Here is a 19,854-nt window from a genome sequence, read left to right on the forward strand (position 1 = left end):
CGACGGGGGATCAGCCCTCGTCGCGCCCGTTCTCGTTCTGCGGGTCGCGCTGCTGTGCGCCGGCGTCCTCACGCTCGTCGGCGAGCCGCTGCTGCCAGACGACGCTGCGAGCCGCACCCTCGAGCACGTCGTCGACACTGCGACCGCTCTGGGCGGCGAGGGCGCCGCTGAGTCCGGCGGTCAGGGTGCCGCCGGCCGAGGCGAGTCGCTCGACGACCTCCTCCTGCCGCGGGGTCAGGGGCTCGTCGACCAGTTCGTCGATCGTGTCGCGGATGTTCTGCTCGCTCGCGTCCAGTGCTGCCTCGTCGCCGGACTGCAGGGCTGCTGCTTCGCCGACGACGACGAGACCGAGGCGCGCGGCGTCGTCTTCGGGACGCGGGGTGCGGTGCTCGTCAGTCATGCGGTGGACCGTACGCTCCGGTGCGCTGCGCTCCCTGGACAGATGCGTCCCCCGCTCGGGCGGGCGCGCTGTCAGTCGGCCCAGCGGTGGAGCATCCACTCGGCGGCGGCCACGCCCTCGCGCCGCTGGAAGTCGCGGATCGTGGGCATGTTCGGCGGCGCCGGGGGCAGGGCGTGCTCGAAGAACAGCCCGGCGAGCCCGGCCAGCACGGCGTCGATCGTGTCGGCCGGCACCTCGGCGAAGACCGGGTGCGTGGCGAGGTGGTGTTCGACGTCGGCGTCCTCACCGCGGACGAGCGTGTCGAGCAGGTAGGTCAGCGGATCGAGCCAGTGCGCGCCCACGCTCGCCCAGGGCCAGTCGACCACCCAGACGAGCCCGGCGTCGTCGACGAGCAGGTTGTCCGCTCGGCAGTCGGCGTGCACGAGGTGCTCGCCGTCGACGAGTGCAGCGGCTCCCGCTGCCGCGCGGGCGATCGCGGGCCCGGCGTCGAGGACGTGCGGCGGGACGACCTCGGCGACACGGACGGCGTCCGCGTCGTCGGCCAGCATCCGGTCCCAGGCTCCGAACTCACCGCGCAGGTCCTCGGCGATGCGGGGGAGCGTCGCCAGCCCACCGGTCGCGGGCGGCAGCGTGTGGAGTGCGTCGAGCACGGCCGTCGTGTCCGATCCGTCGAGGTGCCGCCCCGGGTGCTGGCCTGCGACGTCGTCGAGCACGAGCGCGACCCAGTCGTCGCCGTCGACCGTGGCATGCAGCGCGTCGAGCAGCCGTGGCGCCTGCACGGTGGTCGGCAGCTGGGCCATGACGGCGGCCTCGCGGCGGTGCAGCTCGAGGGCTGCCTCGTTGCGCGAGCGCGACACGGTCTTCACGAACGCCCGTCGTCCCGCCGCGGTCGACACCCGGTCGGCGCTGCCGGGAGACCACCCGCTCGCCTGGGACTCGGCGGTCACGACCGGACCGCCCAGCACCCCCTCCACCTGCTGCCGCAGCGTCGTCGGTACATCGGTCCAGGTGGTTCGCCCCATGCGCCGACGCTACCTGAGAACCCGTACACGAACGTGCATGCTCGGCAACTTTGCGTTGGCAGCAAAGGTGCCTGCGGTGTAAAGTTGCAGAGCCTGCAAGGTTGATACCCGTTCGGGGTCCCGACCAGGCCGACGACCACCACGCCACATCCCCTGTGAGGAACTCCGCATGTCCACTGCCACCGCACCCGTCGAGGTGTCGCGCGGACGACAGGACTCCCCGGCGAACACGCCGGGCAAGCCGATCATGTCGCACCGCCAGATCCTGCTCGTCATCTACGGCCTGATGGCGGGCATGTTCCTGTCGTCGCTCGACCAGACCATCGTCGGCACGGCGATCCGCACGATCGGCGACGACCTGCACGGCCTCGACCAGCAGGCCTGGGTCACGACGGCCTACCTGATCGCGTCGACCATCACCACGCCGATCTACGGCAAGCTCTCCGACGTCTTCGGCCGTCGCCCGCTCTACATCTTCGGCATCGCGGTCTTCATCCTCGGGTCGCTGCTCTCGACCCTGTCGACGTCGATCACCATGCTCGCCGCCTTCCGCGCGTTCCAGGGCATCGGTGCGGGTGCGCTGATGTCGCTGCCGCTCGCGATCATGGGCGACATCCTCGCGCCCCGTGAGCGCGCGAAGTACCAGGGCTACTTCCTGGCGGTCTTCGGCATCTCGTCCGTGATCGGCCCGCTCATCGGCGGCCTGTTCGCCGGTGCGAGCTCGATCGTCGGCATCACTGGCTGGCGCTGGGTGTTCCTGATCAACGTGCCGATCGGCGTCGCCGCGCTCCTCATGGTGATCGCGTTCCTGCACCTGCCGAAGTTCGGCGAGGCCAAGGCCAAGCCGCGCATCGACTGGTGGGGCGCGACCTCGGTCATCGTCACGCTCGCCCCGCTGCTCCTCGTCGCGGAGCAGGGCCGCACGTGGGGCTGGGGTTCGGCCAGCGCGATCGCCTGCTACGTCATCGGTGCGCTCGGCCTCGTCGCCTTCCTGGCGATCGAGACCCGCATGCAGGACGACGCGATCATCCCGCTCAAGCTCTTCCGCTCGAGCACGTTCTCGATGGCGACCATCCTGGGCTTCCTGGTCGGCTTCGCGATGTTCGGCGCGATGCTCACCATCCCGCTCTACCTGCAGATCGTCACCGGCCTGACGCCGACCGAGTCCGGGTTCGCGACGCTGCCGATGATCGGTGGCCTGATGATCGCCTCGATCGCTTCGGGGCAGATCGTGGCCCGCACCGGCCGCTACCGGATCTTCCCGGTCATCGGCACGGCCCTGGTGTCGCTCGGCTACGTCGTCCTGACGTTCATGACGATCGACAAGCCGCTGTGGTTCCTGATGATCGGCATGTTCCTGATCGGCCTCGGGCTCGGCCAGCTCATGCAGAGCATCACCCTGGCATCGCAGAACTCGGTGGAGCCGCGTGACATGGGTGTGGCGACGTCGTCCGCTACGTTCTTCCGCCAGATCGGTGGCACGCTCGGCACCGCCGTCCTGCTGTCCGTCCTGTTCTCGCTCATGCCGACGAACATCCTGCACGCCACGGCGGACGAGTCGAACCTGAAGCCCGCCCTCAGCGCGGCGCTCGACCCGGAGGTCGCCAGCGCCAAGGCGAACCAGGGCGTCATGGACCAGATCTGGAACCCGATCGTCACCCCGCTCCAGCAGCAGGTGCAGTCCGGACTCGACACCGCCACCGACCAGGTGACCCAGGCCACTGCCGGGGCTCCCGATGCCGTGCAGCAGCAGGCGCTCACCGCCGCCGCCGACAAGGCGCAGGCGAGCGTGCAGGACGGCCGACTCGTCGTCGACTGGTCGGACTCGGGGCAGCGCACCTACTGGGTGGACCAGCTCGCACCGGAACTGTCGAAGCAGATCGACAAGGGCGCGAACGACTCGAGCGACTCGAACGCCGAGACGAGCGACACGTCGTACCTCAACGGTGCGGACTCGGCCCTGACCCGGCCGTTCATGTCCGGGTTCAACGCCTCGGCCGTGACCGTCTACTGGGTCGGCTTCGCGGTGATCCTGCTCGCGTTCGTCCTGAGCTTCTTCTTCAAGGCGCCGCCGCTCCGCAAGAGCTCGGCCCTGCAGGAACAGGCGGACGACGCCGGCACCGCCGACGACCTCGAGGCGCAGGCCGTGCGGGCCGCGGACACGATGGGCTCGCCCACCGCTCCGGTCACCGGTTCGATCCCCGTCCAGGGCGGTCGGTCGCAGGTCTGAACCACGCCGGGCCTCCCCGTCACACGACGCGGAGGCCCGGCGTCGCACGGACCCGAGAGCAGGACGGAGCGCAGCACGTGCACCAGCCCACCACCACCGAGGACCTCGTCGCGAGCGACTGCGGCCTGCGGGAACGCAAGAAGCAGCAGACCCGGTCGGCCATCCACCGGTCGGCACTCGCCCTGGTCACCGACCACGGGCTCGCCGGGGTGACGGTCGAGCAGATCTGCGCGGACGCCGGGGTCTCCCCGCGGACGTTCTTCAACTACTTCCCGTCGAAGGCCGAGGCAGCCCTCGGACTGCCGGCGACGACGGTCCCGGACGCGGCGCGCGCTGCGTTCCTCGGTTCCACGGGGCCGCTCGTGTCGGACCTCTGCGACCTCGTCGCGCACACGGTCACCCTGCCGCAGGATCGCCGGCGCATGAAGGAGCTCGTCCGAGCCCGCCCCGAGATGGTCCCGGCGATGATGCAGTGGATGGCGCACGCGCGGCAGACCGTGCTGGCGGTCGCCGCCGAGCGCGTCGATGAGGACACCGCGCGGACCGCGACCACCCTCGTGATGGCCGCCGTGATCGAGTCCGCCCACCGGTCGGCGGACGGCTCCCGCGACGAGCTCGCGGCGCGGCTGCGCGCGGTCGTCGCCGAGATGGGGCGGCTCGCCACCGCCTGACCAGCGTGACCATCGTGTCGCCCCCGGCGCGGGGCGACCACGGCCTGGAGGCGCGGTGTGGGTCGGACCCGCACCGCGCCTCCAGGCCGTTGTCGCGTCCACGCCGTCGGTCGCGCAGTCATCGGACGGTTGGGCGACCACTTTCGCCAAAATCGCAAGAACAAGGCTCTTGACGCGCGAGACATCGGATGTTTTGATTGCACCGTTCGGTCGACGGAGACCGGACGGCAGGAGACACAGATGAGCCGCATCACCGGTCTGCACGTGCACGACATCCGGTTCCCGACCTCGCGAGAGCACGACGGGTCCGACGCCATGAACCCCGCACCCGACTACTCCGCCGCCTACGTCGAGCTCACCACCGACGCGCTCGACGGCCTGGTCGGCACCGGCTTCGTCTTCACCATCGGCCGCGGCAACGAGGTGCAGGAGTCGGCGATCGCAGCCCTCCGTGGGCACGTCGTCGGCGCCGATGCCGAGGCGGTCCTCGCCGACATGGGCGGCACCTGGCGCGCGATGGTGCACGACTCGCAGCTGCGGTGGCTCGGCCCGGAGAAGGGCGTCATGCACATGGCGATCGGCGCCGTGGTGAACGCCCTGTGGGACCTGCGTGCGAAGCGTGCGGGGCAGCCGCTGTGGGCCCTGCTCGCCGACCTGCGCCCCGAGGAGCTCGTCGACCTGGTGGACTTCCGGTACCTGACCGACGCGATCACCCCGGCCGAGGCGCTCGAACTGTTCCGCGCCGCCGAACCGATGCGTGCCGAACGTCGAGCGCGCCTGGAGCGTGCGGGCTACCGTGCCTACACGACGACCCCGGGCTGGCTCGGCTACGACGACGAGAAGCTCGCGCGGCTGTGCCGGGAAGCCGTGGACGACGGGTTCACCCAGATCAAGCTGAAGGTCGGCGGCGACGTCGACGAGGACGTCCGACGGATGGGCATCGCCCGTGCCACCGTCGGCCCGGACGTCCGGATCGCGATCGATGCGAACCAGCGCTGGGACGTCGACGAGGCCGTGGCGTGGATCGACCGGCTCCGCCCCTTCGACGTCGCGTGGGTCGAGGAGCCGACGAGCCCGGACGACATCCTCGCCCACGCCGAGATCGCCCGGCGCATCGCCCCGATCCCGGTCGCGACGGGGGAGCACATGGCGAACCGGGTGATCGCGAAGCAGCTGATCCAGGCCGGGTCGATGTCGGTGCTGCAGATCGACGCCACCCGGGTCGCCGGGGTGAACGAGAACCTGGCGATCCTGCTCCTCGCCGCCAAGCACGGCGTCCGTGTGTGCCCGCACGCCGGCGGCGTCGGCCTGTGCGAGGCGGTGCAGCACCTGTCGATGTTCGACGCGGTCGCCCTGACCGGTGACCTCGACACCCGGTGCATCGAGTTCGTCGACCACCTGCACGAGCACTTCGTGACACCGGTCGACGTCCACGACGGCCGCTACTGGCCGCCGACCACGCCCGGCGCCGGCACCGAGATGCTCGCCGACACCCTGACCACCCACGCGTTCCCGGACGGCCCGGTCTGGGCCGAGTCCGATCCCGATCGGGTCCCGGACGCCGTCCGGGTCGCCTGAACACCCCACCGCACACCCCATCACCACGACGAAGTGGAGACACCGATGCAACGACGACGCACCGCCGGGCTGGCGGCAGCAGCAGCTGCCGTGCTCGTGCTCACCGGCTGTTCCGCTGGCAGCAACGCCAGCGACGGTCAGTCCGAGGACTCCCTCACCTGGGCCATGTGGATCGCCGGGAAGGAGGACAAGGCCGCGTGGCAGAAGGTCGCCGACACCGTCAAGACCGACGACGACGTGGACGTGTCGATCCAGGGCTCCCCGTTCAACGACTACTGGACGAAGCTCCGCACGCAGCTGTCGACCGGCACCGCCCCGTGCATCGTGAGCATCCAGTCGCTCCGCGCCGCGAACTACACGGACGTGCTCGTGCCGATCGACGACATGGCGAAGCAGGCCGACCTCGACCTGAGCGAGTACGACCAGACCGGGCTCGACGGCATGAAGGTCGACGGCAAGCTCTACGGGCTGCCGTACGACACCGGCCCCATGGTCATGTTCTACAACAAGGACATCTTCGACAAGGCGGGCGTCCCCGAGCCGAAGCCGGGCTGGACGGTCGACGAGTTCGAGGACGCCGCGAAGCAACTCAAGGCCGCCGGCACACCGATCTGGGGCACGAGCGTCGAGGACATCCCCCTCGAGTCGATGATCCTCGGCTACAACGGCGGTCGGGTCATCGGGGCCGACGGCACGCTCGACGCCTCGAACACGGAGTTCGCCGAGGGGCTCGACTGGATCGGCGGTCTGGTGAAGGACGGCTACGCCACACAGGCGAGCACCGACGGTTCCACCGACGACAACGCGTTCGTGTCCGGTGACGTCGCCATGTACAGCGATGGCCCCTGGTCGATCATCAGCCAGAAGGCCAAGGTCAAGTTCGACCTCGGCATCACGACGATCCCCTCGGGCACGGACGGCCCCAGCTCGTTCGCCGCCGGGTCGGGCTTCGGCATCTCGAAGCAGTGCAAGTACCCCGAGCAGGCGTTCAAGGCCATCACCACGATGACGAACGAGGCCACGCTCACCTCCCTCGCCGAGCAGGGTCGCGCCTTCCCGGCACGCACCGCGGCGCAGCAGGCCTGGTACGACAACGCCGGCATCGACGGGGTCGAGGACGCCCTGAAGACCGGGCTCGAGAACGCCACCCCGTTGCCCGGCAACAAGCAGAGCGACCAGCTCAACCAGCTCTTCGCGCAGTACGCCCTGCAGGCGGTGAACGGACAGACCTCCGGCAAGGAGACGATGTCGTCCATCGCGAGCCAGCTCGGCTCGCAGTGACGGGCGTCACCCCCTGACGGACGGAAGGCGCGGGTGGACCCCGCCCCGCGCCTCCCGGCCTGTCCCATCCCCTGACCAGGACCGCGCGAACGACGAGGAGGTCGTCGCATGACCACCATCCAGGACCCACCCGCCGAGGCGGCGCTGCCCGCCCCCGCGGTCGCGGTCGCGACCGGCGCAGCTCCGCGCCGGAAGGACAGCGGCGCCGACGCCGAGCTCGGCCGCCGCTCCTGGTGGGGCGCCGCCTTCGCCGCTCCGCACTCGATCGGCCTCGTCGTGTTCACGGCGTTCCCGATCCTCGCGTCGCTCGTCGTGAGCTTCATGAACTGGCCGATGCTCGGCGAACGCTCGTGGGCCGGCCTGTCGAACTACGCGCAGCTCTTCTCCGACCCCATCTTCCGCACCGTGACGCTGAACACCGTGCTGTTCGTCGTGCTCTACGTGCCGCTCAACCTGGTCGTGTCCCTCGGGCTCGCGGCCTGGCTCACGCCGAAGATCCGCCACCGGCACGTCTTCCGCGTGCTGTTCTTCATCCCGACCATCACGCCGATCGTCGCGAACGTCGTCGTCTGGCGGATGCTGTACCAGCCGGGCGGTGCCATCGACGCGACGCTGCAGTCGACCGTCGGCGTGAACGCACCGAACTTCCTGGCCGACGACAACTGGGCCATGCTCGCCGTCGTCGCGATGAGCGTCTGGCAGGGGTTCGGCTACAACATGCTGATCTTCTCGGCAGCGCTCGACTCGGTGCCGGAGAACCAGATCGAGGCTGCGCAGCTCGACGGGGCGAACGCCTGGCAGATGTTCTGGCGGATCAAGTTCCCGCTCATCTCGCCGTCGATCTTCTTCGCGACGATGATGACCCTGATCACCTCGTTCCAGGTGTTCGTGCAGCCGTTCGTCCTGACGAAGGGCGGCCCCGGCACCGCCACCGAGACCCTGGTGCAGTACATCTACAACACGGGGTTCCAGACCCAGCAGCTCGGACTCGCATCGGCCGGAGCGTGGGTGCTGTTCGTCATCATCCTCGGCATCACGGCCATCCAGTTCCTCGGACAGAAGCGGTGGGTGCACTATGAGTGAGCTGACCTCGTCCAACCGGACGATCAACCCGCGGGCGCTGCCCCGCACGCACCGGCAGACCGGCCGGGTGCGCCACGCGGTGGGCTACGTGCTGCTCTGCCTGGTGGCCCTGCTGTTCGTCTCGCCGCTCATCTACATGGTGGCGACGAGCCTGAAGCCGTCGGCCGACGTGTTCACGACCCCGCCGACGCTCTGGGGCTCGTCCATCGAGTGGGGCAACTACGCACAGGCGTTCACGTACCTGCCGTTCGCCCGGTTCATCCTGAACGGCGTCTTCGTCGCCGCGGCCGGCACGGCGATCAACGTCGCCGTCGCGGTGCTGTCCGGCTACGCGTTCTCACGACTGCGGTGGCGCGGCCGGAACACGGTGTTCGTCCTGTTCCTGGCGACGCTGATGATCCCGCAGGACGTCCTCGTCATCCCGATGTACGTGATGATGCAGGGCTTCGGGTGGGTCGACACGTTCCAGGCGCTCATCATCCCGTGGGCGTTCACGGCACTCGGCGCGTTCCTGGTGCGGCAGTTCTTCCTCACCGTGCCGCAGGAGCTCGACGACGCCGCCCGGGTGGACGGTGCCGGAGCGATCCGGACGTTCTTCTCGGTGATGCTCCCGCTGGCCCGACCGACGATGGCGGTCCTCGCCGTCTTCTCGTTCATCGCGTACTGGAACTCGTTCCTCTGGCCGCTCGTCATCGTCAACGACGTCGAGGCCCGTGGCACCATCCCGCTCGGCCTGCAGCAGTTCTTCGGGCAGCAGGGCTCCGAGTGGAACCTCGTGATGGCGGCGTCGGTGATCTCGATGCTGCCCACGGTGGTCCTGCTGATCCTGCTCCAGAAGCACCTCGTCAAGGGGATCGTCACCAGCGGTCTCGGCGGCCGGTGACACCGCCGACCGGCCCTCTCTCGTCCTCCACTGAAAGGAACACTGGCCTCATGACCATCACCGCACCTGCCGAGCCGCAGACCGCGACCGACTCCGCGGGGTTCCCCGCGTGGTTCTCCCACGACCGGTTCGGCATGTTCATCCACTGGGGGCTGTACGCCCTGCCGGCACGGCACGAGTGGGTGAAGAACCGCGAACGGATCACCGACGAGGACTACCAGAAGTACTTCGACCACTTCGACCCGGACCTGTTCGACGCCGCGGACTGGGCACGTCGGGCACGGCAGGCGGGGATGAAGTACGTCGTCCTCACCACGAAGCACCACGAGGGCTTCTGCCTGTGGGACACCGCCCTGACCGACTACAAGTCCACGAACACCCCGTTCGGCCGTGACATCGTGCGCGAGTTCGTCGACGCCGTCCGTGCCGAAGGGCTGCGGGTCGGCTTCTACCACTCGCTCATCGACTGGCACCACCCGGACTTCACCGTCGACGGCGTGCACCCCCGGCGCGACGACTCGCCGGAGGAGATCGAGGCGTTCAACGAGGGCCGCGACATGTCGCGCTACCGCGAGTACCTCCACGGTCAGGTCGAGGAGCTGCTCACCGACTACGGGCAGATCGACTACCTGTTCTACGACTTCTCGTACCGGGACAACGACCACGAGGACATCTGGGGCGGCAAGGGCCGGGACGAGTGGGGGTCCGAGGAGCTCATGGCGCTGACGAAGCGGCTGCAGCCCGGCATCATCGTGAACGACCGGCTCGACATCCCCGGTGACCTGGTCACCCCCGAGCAGTACCAGCCCGACAAGCCGATGGAGGTCGACGGCGTCCCGGTGCCGTGGGAGGCCTGCCAGACGCTGAACGGCTCGTGGGGCTACGACCGCGACAACCTGAACCTGAAGCCGGTCGACCTGCTCGTCCGCATGCTCGTCGACGGCGTCTCGAACAACGGGAACATGCTGCTCAACATCGGCCCGACCGGTCGCGGTGAGTTCGACGGGGTCTCGCGGCAGACGCTCGACGGCATCGGGACGTGGATGCACCAGCACGCTCGCTCGGTGTACGGGGCGGGGCCGTCGCGGTTCGTCGCCCCGCGGAACACCGTCTACACGCAGAACGGCAACCGCCTGTACCTGCACCTGTTCGCGTGGCCGTTCGAGCACGTGCACCTGCCCGACCTCGCCGGCCGGGTGGCGTACGCGCAGCTGCTCAACGACGCATCGGAGATCCACTTCCGCGAGATCCCGCCGGGCACCCGGGCGCAGAACACCGGGCTCGGCGGCCAGCCCGCCGGCACGCTCACCCTGACGCTGCCCATCGTGCGACCCGACGTCGCCGTGCCCGTCGTCGAGCTGTTCCTGCGCGACTGATGCAGCGGATCCTGACGCGGACGCGACTGCGGGCCGGGAACGAGGCGGCGTACGACGCCGTGCACGCCTCGGTCCCGCCCGCGCTCGCGGCGCGACTGCGCGAGGCCGGCGTGCACGACTGGACGATCTGGCGGGACGGGCTCGACCTGGTCCACCTGATCGAGGTCGAGGACCACCGGGCGATGCGCCGGGCGCTCGCCGACGACCCGGTCAACGCCGAGTGGCAGGAGACGATCAACCCGCTGCTCGAGGCGGACGACGACTACTCGGGCGACGACGACGGGGTCCCACGGGTCTGGTCGCTGGCGGACCAGGTGCACCACGCGGACCAGGTGGACCCGTGACGGCCCTCGACCTGGACCTGGACCTCGACCGCGGTCCGTTCTGGTTCGGCGGGGCCGGCATCGGCAACCTGCTCCGTCCGGTGTCCGACGACGACGCCCGCGCTACGGTCGACGCCGCGTGGGACGCCGGGGTCCGCGGGTTCGACACCGCCCCGCACTACGGCCTGGGCCTGTCCGAACGGCGGCTCGGGGCGGCGCTCGCCGGACGCCCCCGGAGGGAGTTCCTCATGTCGACGAAGGTCGGGCGGGTGCTCGTGCCCGGGCGCGGTGACGGCGACGACCTGGCGTCCGGGGGCTTCGCGGTGCCGGACGACACCGTGCGGCAGTGGGACCCGTCGCCGTTGGGCGTGCGCCGCTCGCTCGACGAGTCGCTCGGCCGGCTCGGGCTCGACCACGTCGACGTCGCCTACCTGCACGACCCGGACGTGTACTCACTCACCGACGGTCTGACCCAGGCGCTGCCGACGCTCGCCGAGCTCCGCGACGAGGGCGTCGTGCGGGCGGTCGGCGTCGGGTCGAACTCCGTCGAGGCGCTGTCGGCGGCCGTCGACACCGGGCTCTGCGACGTCGTCATGCTCGCCGGGCGGTACACCCTGCTCGAGCAACCGGCGGCGGCGCTCGTCGACCGGTGTGCGTCGCTGGGCGTCGCGGTCGTGGCGGTCGGGGTCTACAACTCGGGGCTGCTCGGGCAGGAGCGCCCTTCGGCGGGTGCGACCTACGACTACGCCGAGGCCTCCGCGCAGCTGCTCGCGCGGGCGAATTCCATCGCCGACGTCTGCGAGCGCCACGGGGTCACGCTGCCCGAGGCCGCGCTGGCGTTCCCGCGTCGGGCCCCGGCGGTCGCGGCGATCGCCCTCGGGGTGCAGTCCGCCGACCAGGTGCGCTCGAACGTCGCCCGGGCCGCCGCCGTCGTGCCCGAGGCGCTCTGGGACGACCTGCGTGCAGCGGGCCTGCTCGCGATGTGACGCCACGTACGACGAAAGTCACCCCGAACCACGCGTCTGCGTGGTTCGGGGTGACTTCGGTGGTGCGCCGGTCGGACCGGCAACACGTGGTGCCTAGCGGCGCGAACCGCGGCCGGCGACGCGCGTGTAGATGAACAGCACGATGATGGCGCCGATGATCGAGCCGATGATGCCGGCGGGCTGGAAGAAGCCGTCGTTCCCGTCGTGGTTGAAGATCAGGTAGCCGAGGAACCCGCCGACGAACGAGCCGACGATGCCCAGGACGATCGTCATGAGGATGCCGATGTTCTGCTTGCCGGGGATGATGAGCCGGGCGAGAGCGCCGGCGATGAGTCCGATGATGATCAAGCTGATGATGAGACCGAGCACGGTGTCCTCCTCGTGGGTGCGGTTGCCGCGGCATGGTTGCCGGAGTCAGGGCCGAGGACCGACACAACTCCGAGGTTCCTGGGAGGATTGTCGGGTTCAGTCGAGGGAGCGCCGCAACCAGCGCTCGACACCTTCGACGTGGGACACGACGAGGGCCTGCACGAGCTGCGGATCCCGGCGCCGGATGGCGTCGACGATGGCCGCGTGCTCGTCGAGCGTGCGCTGCACCGACCCGTTCTGCGTCAGTCCGCGCCACACCCGCACCCGCACCGTCTTGCTCGACAGGGCGTCGAGCAGCCCGGACAGGTACTGGTTGCCGCCGATGCCCGCGATGGTCGAGTGGAACAGCAGGTCGTGGGCGACGAGGTCCTCGACGCCGGTGTCCTCGCCGACGGACTGCATCAGGGTCGCGAGTTCGTCGATCTGCTGCTCCGTGGCACGGGCCGTCGCCAGGACGGCGGACGCCGGTTCCAGGATGCGGCGCACCTCGAGCAGGTCGACGAGCGACCGGTCGTGGTGCATGTCGACGACGAACGACACCGCCTCGAGCAGGACGCCCGGTTCGAGCGACGTCACGTAGGTGCCGTCGCCGCGTCGGACGTCGAGCACGCGGATCAGCTCGAGCGCCTTCACCGCTTCACGGAGGCTGTTGCGGGACAGCCCGAGCGACTCGCTCAGTTCCTTCTCGGGCGGGAGGCGCTGGCCGGGTTGGAGCTCGCCGCTCACGATCATCTGCTGGATGCGTGCGATCGCATCGTCGGTCAACGACGCCACGTCACCACCTCCTGTGGACCCGGCCGCGTGCGCGACGGGACGTCCCGACGATACCCGGGACGGGCCTCCAGGCCGGTGCGGCGGAGCCGCGGGACGACCATCAGGCCGGCCGCAGCCGGAGTGCCTGCATCCCGCCGTCGACCGCCAGCTCGACGCCCGTCGTCGACCGGGCGAGCGGGCTCGTCAGGTAGGCGACCGCCTCGGCGACCTCCGCCGCCTGCACCAGACGTCCGTGCGGCTGGCGTGCCTCGAGTGCGGCGCGTTCGGCGGCCGGGTCGTCCGCGGACGACAGGAGTCGCGCGATCCACGGGGTGTCGGCGGTGCCGGGGTTGACGGCGTTGACGCGGATGCCCTCGCGGACGTGGTCGGCGGCCATCGCGCGGGTGAGTGCGGAGATCGCCCCCTTCGTGGCGGAGTAGAGCGCCCGCTGGGGCAGCCCGGCGGTGGCCGCGACGGAGCACGTGTTGACGATGCTCGCGCTGTCCGACGCTCGGAGGTGGGGGAGTGCGGCGCGGGACAGGCGCACGGCGCCGAGCACGTTGACCTCGTACACGCGGCGCCACTCGTCGTCGGTGTTGTCCTCGACCGTCCCCTGGGCGCCGATGCCGGCGTTGTTCACGAGCACGTCGAGACCGCCGAGCTGGTCGACGGCCGACGCGACGGCGGCACGGACGGACTCGTCGGACGACACGTCGCAGGTGACGGAGACGAGTCCCTCGGCGGCGGACGGCTGCAGGTCGAGCACGGCGACCGCTGCGCCGCGCTCCTGCAGTGCGGCCGCGATGGCCGCGCCGATGCCGGAGGCGCCGCCGGTGACGATCGCGCGGAGACCCGCGTGGGTGCCGGGCGTCCCCGTCGTGCCGGTCTGGGCGGTCGTGTCGTCCATCAGGCTGCTCCCACTGTCTGGCGCTGCGAGCCGAGCCCGTCGGCGGTGAGCTCGACCACGTCGCCGGGCTGCAGGTACGGCGCGTGTCCGGCCAGGGCGACCCCGGCCGGGGTGCCGGTGCTGATGACGTCGCCCGGGTACAGCACCATGAACTGCGACAGGTACCGGACGATCTCGACGGGTCGGAAGATCATGTCGGCGGTGGTGCCGTCCTGCCGCACCTCGCCGTTGACGGCGAGCCGGAGTGCGAGCGCCGCCGGGTCGACCTGGTCGGGGGTGACCAGCCACGGGCCGAGCGGGTTGAACGTCTCGCAGGACTTCCCCTTGTCCCACTGCCCGCCGCGCTCGAGCTGGAATGCCCGTTCGGAGACGTCGTTGGCGATGGCGTAGCCGGCGATGCAGGCGCTCGCGGCCTCGTCGGAGTCGCAGTAGCGGGCGGTCTGCCCGATGACGACGGCGAGTTCGATCTCCCAGTCGGTCTTCTCGCTGCCGCGGGGGATCAGGACCTCGTCGTCCGGGCCGATCACCGTCATCGGGTCCTTCATGAACACGATCGGCTCGGTCGGGATCTCGGCGCCGGTCTCGGCGGCGTGGTCGCGGTAGTTCAGGCCGATGCAGACGACCTTGCCGGGACGGGCCACCGGTGCTCCGCGGCGGAGACCCTCGGCGTCGGGCAGCGCTCGGAGGTCTCCGGCGCTCCGCGCGTGCTGGACGCGGGCGACCGGGTCGGACGCCAGGAAGGCCCCGCCGATGTCGGTCGTGATCGGGCGGAGGTCGAGGACCTCGCCGTCGGTGTCGACCGCGACGGGGATCTCGCCGCCCGCGGGGCCGAGTCGTGCGAACTGCATCGTTCCTCGCTCTCCGGCTGCACCGGCGCAACCAGAGACATCCTATGTCTGCTCCGGGTTGCCGACAAGGTCGTCGGTGCTGAGGGTCCTTCCATGCAGGTACGTGCGCTCCGCCGTCCCGCTCAGCACCGACTGCCGTTCGTCCGCGGTCAGGTCGGCCAGCGCGTCGGTGGTCCGCCGCACCACGTCGTCGTAGGTCGTGGCGAGCGTCGAGACGGGCCAGTCCGACCCGAACAGCGACCGGTCCGGGCCGAACCGCTCGACCACCGCACGGACGTACCGGTCGACGGGCTGCCGTCGCCACTCCGGTCCGGCCTCGGTGAACAGTCCGGACACCTTGCAGGCCACGTTCGGACGCGCGGCGAAGTCGTCGATCCGGCTCACCCACCCGGGATCCCCACCCGCGATGTCGGGTTTGCCGGCGTGGTCGAGGACGAACGATCCCTCGGGCACGGCGTCGAGCAGCGCGAGGGCAGCGCGGTGCTCACGCGCTCGGACGAGCACGTCGAACACCAGGCCGGCGGCGGCCACCGCACGGACCCCGCGAACGACCTCGGGGCGGGCGAGCCAGTCCGGGTCCGGTTCGTCGTGCGCCTGGTGGCGGATGCCGACCAGGCGGGTGCTGGCCGGCCGATTGCCCACCAGCTGGCGGCTGGCCGGCCGATTGCCCGCCAGCCGGCTGCTGGCCGGCCGATTGCCGGCCAGCCGGCTGCTGGCCGGCCGGTCCCCGCCGGACCCCGCGATCAGTGCGGCGATCCGGTCGACGACGTCCGGGGCGGTCAGGTCCACCCAGCCGACGACCCCGGCGACCGGCTCGGGCTGCTCGAGCAGCCAGGCGGTCTCGCCGGGGTCGTGCACGGCCTGCACGACGATCGTCCGGGTGACGGCGAGACTCCGGGTGGCGGCGCGGAGGTCGTCCACGTCGAACCGGCGGCGGATCGGAGCGACCGAGTCGTCCATCCAGGGGTACGGCCGGTCGGCGGGATCCCAGAGGTGGTGGTGAGCGTCGATGATCACGCGCTCATGATGCCCGATTCATCCGATGTCCGCTCGGGGTGCCGACGCGGCGATCTCTCGCGCTCAGCGGCACCTCACGCGCCACAGTGCCCGTGAGGTGTCGCTGGGCGCGTGGAGTCGCAGCGGCCAGTGGCGATCAGACGACCCCGGAGGCCTCGAGCTCTGCTCGCAGCTCGGCGTCCGACGGCTCGACGAAGTGCTTGCCGTTGGGCAGCACCACGACGGGGATGTTCTTCCGGCCGCTGATCGCCTCGGCACGGTCGGCCGCGGACAGGTCCTGCTCCACGTCGACGTACTCGTAGTCCACGCCGAGGGTGTCGAGCAGCGCCTTGGACCGACGGCAGTCGCGGCACCAGTCGGCACCGAACATGGTCACGCGGTCGGGGGCAGTCGTCGCATCGCTCATGTGCAGAGAGTACGTCGGAGCGCCCCCGGGCATTCCCGGAGCGCCGCCGGACCCGCGCCCCGCTCACCCTACGATTGGCACATGCCGCCAGCACCCGATCCCGCGACGCTGGCCTGGGCATCGGTGGCCGTCCGGCGCTTCGCTGCAGCGACCAACCTGCTCGTCGCCGCCCGCCGGTTCCGCATCGTCGGCGGTGACCCCCGGGACGCCGCGACACTGCGGCACCTGCTGACCGCACTCGGCGCGCGCGAGGCCGAGCAGCCGAACCACCAACACCAGCACCGGCAGCACCCGTCCGACCTCGTCGACCAGCTCTGGTGCCTCGGCACGCCCGACGAATCGACCCCCGCCGTCGAGCAGGCCGCCGACCGCCCGCGCGGCACCACCCTGATCGTCATCGACGCCGGCCGGTACCTGCCCGCCGTCGACGAGGACGCCTTCGGCCCCGTCGCACCTGCCCGCCCCGGCGTGCTCGCCGTCCCGATGCTGTCCGACGACGTCTTCCTCGTCTCCACCGGCCGCGACCCCGAGGACGACCCCGCAGCGGACGCACGCCTGCGCTGGGCACGACGGTCCATGCCGGTTGCCCGCTCGGTCGCCGCGGAACTCCGTGACGGCGGACTCCTGCGCGGCACACGCATCGGCGTCGCGATGTTCCTCGAGCCCAAGACGGCCGTGCTGAGCCTGCTGCTCCGTGACGCCGGTGCCGAGGTCGTCGTCTACGCCCACGCCGACGAGACCGACGACGCCGTCGCCGACGCACTGCGGTCGGCCGGCCTGACGGTCTTCGCGAGCAGCACGGCGACGCTCCCCGAGCAGAAGCAGCTGGCCCTCGCGATGCTCGACACCGCGCCGCACATCCTGCTCGACGACGGCTCGCACGTCATCCGGCTCGCCCACCAGGAACGCCCCGACCTGCTGCCGACGATGCTCGGCGCCGCCGAGGAGACCACGAGCGGCCTGCGGCCCCTGCGTGTGCTGGCAGCGCGCGGCGAACTCGGCATCCCGGTGATCGCGGTGAACGACGCCCGCACCAAGACGTTCTTCGACAACCGGTACGGCACCGGGCAGTCGACGGTGTTCGCGGTGCTCGACCTGGTCGACGGGCTCGCGTCCGGCACACACCGGGCGATGCCGGGAGGCGCGGCGGTCGTCGCCGGGTTCGGGCACGTCGGCGAGGGGGTCGCCCTGGTGCTCACCGCCCTCGGGTTCCGGGTGACGGTCGCCGAGACCGACCCGGTCCGCGCCCTGCAGGCGCGCTTCGCCGGGTGCGCCGTGGCCCCGCTCGTCGAGGCGGTGCGCGACGCCGACCTCGTGATGAGCGCCACCGGGGTGCCGGACACCATCGACCTCGAGGTGCTCCGTGCCTGCGCGGACGGTGCGGTCCTCGCCGTCGCCGGAGGGGTCGACCAGGAGATCGCCGTCGACGACGCGCTCGCCGCCGGGGCCCGGCGCCAGGACGTGGGCCCGAAGGCCGAGCGGTTCGTGTTCCCCGGGTCCGACGGTGGGCCGATCGTGCTCGACGACGGGGGCTGCATCAACATCACCGCGGCCGAGGGCAACCCGGTCGAGATCATGGACCTGTCGTTCGCCGTGCAGCTCGGCGCCGTCCGGATGCTCCTGGAGCGCGGCGACGAGCTGGAGCGTGCCGTCGTGCCGATCGACCCCGCGGTCGACGACGTGACCGCCCGCGCGGCGCTCGCCGCCTTCGGAACGTACGTCGGCCCTCCCGGCCTTCCCCCTGAACACCCGGCGGACCGCGAGCCGGACGTCCGGACGCACCGTTTCGGAGCCCCGGAGTGAGCGCCCGACAGCACCCGGTCACGGTGCACTCGGCGCGCGTCGTCGTCCCGATGACGGCGCCACCGATCGCGGACGGCGCGGTCGCCGTGCAGGACGGCCGGATCCTGCACGTCGGCGACCGGTCGTGGGTCATCGACCAGCTCACCGGGTCCGACGCGACCTTCACCGAGCGGCAGTGGCGTGGCGCGCTCCTGCCCGGACTCGTGAACGCGCACTCGCACCTCCAGTACACCGGCATGGCCAGTGTCGGCCAACGGCAGTACAGCGGATTCGAGGACTGGGCCGCAGCGTTCAACGTCGACTACGCCGAACCGCACGACTGGCGGGCCGAAGCCGCGGACGGTGCACGGGCGTCGATCCTGGCCGGCGTCACGAGCATCGCGGACATCGTCACCGACATCGAGGCCTCGACCGCGCTGCAGGACGCCGGGCTCGGCGGCATCGCGTACTGGGAGGTGATGGACTGGGAGAACGACGCCTGGCAGTCGCACGGTCGCGACCAGGTGCTCGACGAACTCGACCGGATCCCCACGACGCCCGGCGCCGGCCTGTCCCCGCACGCGCCGTACTCGCTCGAGGTCGCCCCGCTGCTCGAGCTCCCCGACATCGTGCGGCAGCGCGGTCTGCGACTGCACCTGCACCTCGGCGAGGCGGCGTTCGAGGGGGAGCGCACCGCCCTCGGCCCGGTCCCCGGGCTCGACGGGGTCGACGGCGTCGGCCACGGGAACGACTGGCACCTGGCGAACGTGCCGTCGTTCCGGGCGCTTCGGGCCCTGGGCTTCGGTGCCAGCGCGACCGCGTTCGTCGACCGCCTCGGCGTGCTCGGGCCGGACTGCCACATCGCCCACGGGGTGTACATGACCGCCGCCGACCGGGCGCTCCTGCGTGCCCGTGGCACCGCGGTGGCGCTGTGCCCCCGCTCGAACGCCGTCATCGGGCTCGACCCACCGCCCGTCGCCGACTACCTGCGCGAGGGCAGCCCGATCGCGATCGGCACCGACTCCCTGTCGTCCTCGCCGTCCCTCGACCTGATGGCCGACGTCACCGCGCTGCACCGGATCGCGCGCGCCCAGGGCTACGGGCACCGTGACCTGCACGAGCGGCTGCTCGCGGCGGCGACCCTCGGTGGTGCGCACGCGATGGGCCTCGCCGTCGGGTCGGACCGCATCGGGCACCTCGCCGTCGGGGCGCGCGCCGACCTGGCGGTCTTCGACGTCGATGCCCGCACCGTGCCGGACGCGCTCGCCGAGCTCGTCGAGGACGGCGCCGGGCGGGCGGCCGCCACCGTGATCCGTGGGGTCGTCCGCGCCGCGGCGGGCGTCGTCACCGAACCGGCTTCCCCGCACATGGACATCCCCGCACCGCACCAGGAGGAACGATGACCGAGTCCGCACCCCACCCCGGGATGGCCGCACGCCGAACCGTCACCGGTGAGCTGATCGAGTGGCTCGACGTGCCGAAGCGCGCGATCGCCCTCGGCATGGAACCGCACCCCGAGGGTGGCTGGTACGTCCGCACCTGGACCTCGCCGGCGACGGTCACCACCCCCGCGGGGGACCGTCCCGCCGCCACCCTGATCCACTTCCTGCTGCCCCCGGGCGAGGCCTCCGCATGGCACCGGGTCACGAGCGACGAGATCTGGATGTGGCACGGGCCGGACACCGTCGACCTGCAGCTCGGCGGCGACGGCGACGTCCCCGAGCCCGGCGCGACGATCACGCTCGGCCCGGACGCCGGACGCGACCGGGTGAACGACGCGCAGGCGTTCGTGCGCGGCGGGGTGTGGCAGCGGACGATCCCGGGCGACGGCGAGGTGCTGCTGAGCTGCTTGGTGTCGCCGGGCTTCTCGTTCGACGACTTCACGATGGCCGACGACGGGGACCCTGCCGCCGAGTAGCACCGCGACACCGTTTCGCGT

At 71.2% G+C, this 19,854-nt stretch carries 20 protein-coding genes; 12 read left to right on the plus strand and 8 right to left on the minus strand.

Annotated elements, in window-relative coordinates:
• Positions 1–10: 10 nt before the first annotated feature.
• Both HP445_RS07845 and HP445_RS07850 read right to left on the minus strand, forming a co-directional pair.
• Positions 11–400 (minus strand): hypothetical protein, encoded by a 390-nt coding sequence (locus HP445_RS07845; RefSeq protein ID WP_110893574.1) that lies wholly within the window; start codon positions 398–400, stop codon positions 11–13.
• A 71-nt stretch (positions 401–471) separates the two neighbouring features.
• Positions 472–1,422: a phosphotransferase family protein gene (locus tag HP445_RS07850; protein WP_128780580.1), complete on the minus strand. Its 951-nt coding sequence runs from the start codon at positions 1,420–1,422 to the stop codon at positions 472–474.
• Positions 1,423–1,591: 169 nt separating this feature from the next.
• Between HP445_RS07850 and HP445_RS07855 the strand changes: the two genes are divergently transcribed.
• The 9 genes from HP445_RS07855 (at position 1,592) to HP445_RS07895 (ending at position 11,833) form a co-directional block, all read left to right on the plus strand.
• Positions 1,592–3,652: an MDR family MFS transporter gene (locus HP445_RS07855; RefSeq protein ID WP_175330796.1), complete on the plus strand. Its 2,061-nt coding sequence runs from the start codon at positions 1,592–1,594 to the stop codon at positions 3,650–3,652.
• A 77-nt stretch (positions 3,653–3,729) separates the two neighbouring features.
• Complete coding sequence (locus HP445_RS07860; protein WP_128780582.1) at positions 3,730–4,323, plus strand: TetR/AcrR family transcriptional regulator; 594 nt, start codon at positions 3,730–3,732, stop codon at positions 4,321–4,323.
• A 240-nt stretch (positions 4,324–4,563) separates the two neighbouring features.
• Positions 4,564–5,901: an enolase C-terminal domain-like protein gene (locus tag HP445_RS07865; protein WP_110863061.1), complete on the plus strand. Its 1,338-nt coding sequence runs from the start codon at positions 4,564–4,566 to the stop codon at positions 5,899–5,901.
• A gap of 45 nt (positions 5,902–5,946) precedes the next feature.
• Positions 5,947–7,182 carry an ABC transporter substrate-binding protein gene (locus HP445_RS07870; protein WP_217499764.1) on the plus strand — a complete coding sequence of 412 codons (1,236 nt, stop codon included), beginning with the start codon at positions 5,947–5,949 and terminating at the stop codon, positions 7,180–7,182.
• Positions 7,183–7,290: 108 nt separating this feature from the next.
• Entirely contained in the window at positions 7,291–8,265 is a 975-nt protein-coding gene (locus HP445_RS07875; protein WP_111032368.1) for a carbohydrate ABC transporter permease, read from the plus strand.
• A complete protein-coding gene (locus tag HP445_RS07880; RefSeq protein WP_111092779.1) occupies positions 8,258–9,148 on the plus strand; it encodes a carbohydrate ABC transporter permease in 891 nt (296 codons plus the stop codon). Before HP445_RS07875 ends, HP445_RS07880 begins: the two co-directional genes overlap by 8 nt.
• A gap of 50 nt (positions 9,149–9,198) precedes the next feature.
• The gene (locus HP445_RS07885) at positions 9,199–10,524 is read left to right on the plus strand and encodes an alpha-L-fucosidase (RefSeq protein ID WP_111030695.1); all 1,326 of its coding nucleotides are present in this window, start codon (positions 9,199–9,201) and stop codon (positions 10,522–10,524) included.
• Complete coding sequence (locus HP445_RS07890) at positions 10,524–10,868, plus strand: L-rhamnose mutarotase (protein ID WP_128780584.1); 345 nt, start codon at positions 10,524–10,526, stop codon at positions 10,866–10,868. The genes HP445_RS07885 and HP445_RS07890 overlap by 1 nt, the downstream gene beginning before the upstream one ends.
• Positions 10,865–11,833, plus strand: coding sequence for an aldo/keto reductase (locus tag HP445_RS07895; RefSeq protein WP_128780585.1), 969 nt, complete (start codon positions 10,865–10,867; stop codon positions 11,831–11,833). Before HP445_RS07890 ends, HP445_RS07895 begins: the two co-directional genes overlap by 4 nt.
• A gap of 93 nt (positions 11,834–11,926) precedes the next feature.
• Here HP445_RS07895 and HP445_RS07900 read toward each other — a convergent pair whose 3' ends face one another.
• From HP445_RS07900 to HP445_RS07925, 6 genes are all read right to left on the minus strand, one after another.
• Positions 11,927–12,202: a GlsB/YeaQ/YmgE family stress response membrane protein gene (locus HP445_RS07900; protein WP_110865416.1), complete on the minus strand. Its 276-nt coding sequence runs from the start codon at positions 12,200–12,202 to the stop codon at positions 11,927–11,929.
• A gap of 96 nt (positions 12,203–12,298) precedes the next feature.
• Complete coding sequence (locus tag HP445_RS07905; RefSeq protein ID WP_110862381.1) at positions 12,299–12,976, minus strand: FadR/GntR family transcriptional regulator; 678 nt, start codon at positions 12,974–12,976, stop codon at positions 12,299–12,301.
• A gap of 100 nt (positions 12,977–13,076) precedes the next feature.
• Entirely contained in the window at positions 13,077–13,862 is a 786-nt protein-coding gene (locus tag HP445_RS07910; RefSeq protein ID WP_128780586.1) for an SDR family NAD(P)-dependent oxidoreductase, read from the minus strand.
• On the minus strand, positions 13,862–14,710 hold the full coding sequence (locus HP445_RS07915; protein ID WP_128780587.1) for a fumarylacetoacetate hydrolase family protein: 849 nt from the start codon (positions 14,708–14,710) through the stop codon (positions 13,862–13,864). Before HP445_RS07915 ends, HP445_RS07910 begins: the two co-directional genes overlap by 1 nt.
• A 42-nt stretch (positions 14,711–14,752) precedes the next feature.
• Complete coding sequence (locus tag HP445_RS07920) at positions 14,753–15,727, minus strand: amidohydrolase family protein (protein ID WP_206647606.1); 975 nt, start codon at positions 15,725–15,727, stop codon at positions 14,753–14,755.
• A gap of 136 nt (positions 15,728–15,863) precedes the next feature.
• Positions 15,864–16,133 carry a glutaredoxin family protein gene (locus HP445_RS07925; RefSeq protein ID WP_017888006.1) on the minus strand — a complete coding sequence of 90 codons (270 nt, stop codon included), beginning with the start codon at positions 16,131–16,133 and terminating at the stop codon, positions 15,864–15,866.
• 81 nt (positions 16,134–16,214) lie between these two features.
• Between HP445_RS07925 and HP445_RS07930 the strand changes: the two genes are divergently transcribed.
• From HP445_RS07930 to HP445_RS07940, 3 genes are read left to right on the plus strand one after another with little or no spacing between them, the layout of a single operon-like run.
• On the plus strand, positions 16,215–17,936 hold the full coding sequence (locus tag HP445_RS07930) for an adenosylhomocysteinase (RefSeq protein WP_128780588.1): 1,722 nt from the start codon (positions 16,215–16,217) through the stop codon (positions 17,934–17,936).
• A complete protein-coding gene (locus tag HP445_RS07935) occupies positions 17,933–19,318 on the plus strand; it encodes an amidohydrolase family protein (protein ID WP_241660405.1) in 1,386 nt (461 codons plus the stop codon). The genes HP445_RS07930 and HP445_RS07935 overlap by 4 nt, the downstream gene beginning before the upstream one ends.
• Positions 19,315–19,833 (plus strand): cupin domain-containing protein, encoded by a 519-nt coding sequence (locus HP445_RS07940; protein ID WP_241660406.1) that lies wholly within the window; start codon positions 19,315–19,317, stop codon positions 19,831–19,833. The genes HP445_RS07935 and HP445_RS07940 overlap by 4 nt, the downstream gene beginning before the upstream one ends.
• The last annotated feature ends 21 nt before the right edge of the window (positions 19,834–19,854 follow it).

The organism is Curtobacterium flaccumfaciens, from assembly GCF_013359815.1.
In the GTDB taxonomy this organism is placed as follows: domain Bacteria; phylum Actinomycetota; class Actinomycetes; order Actinomycetales; family Microbacteriaceae; genus Curtobacterium; species Curtobacterium flaccumfaciens.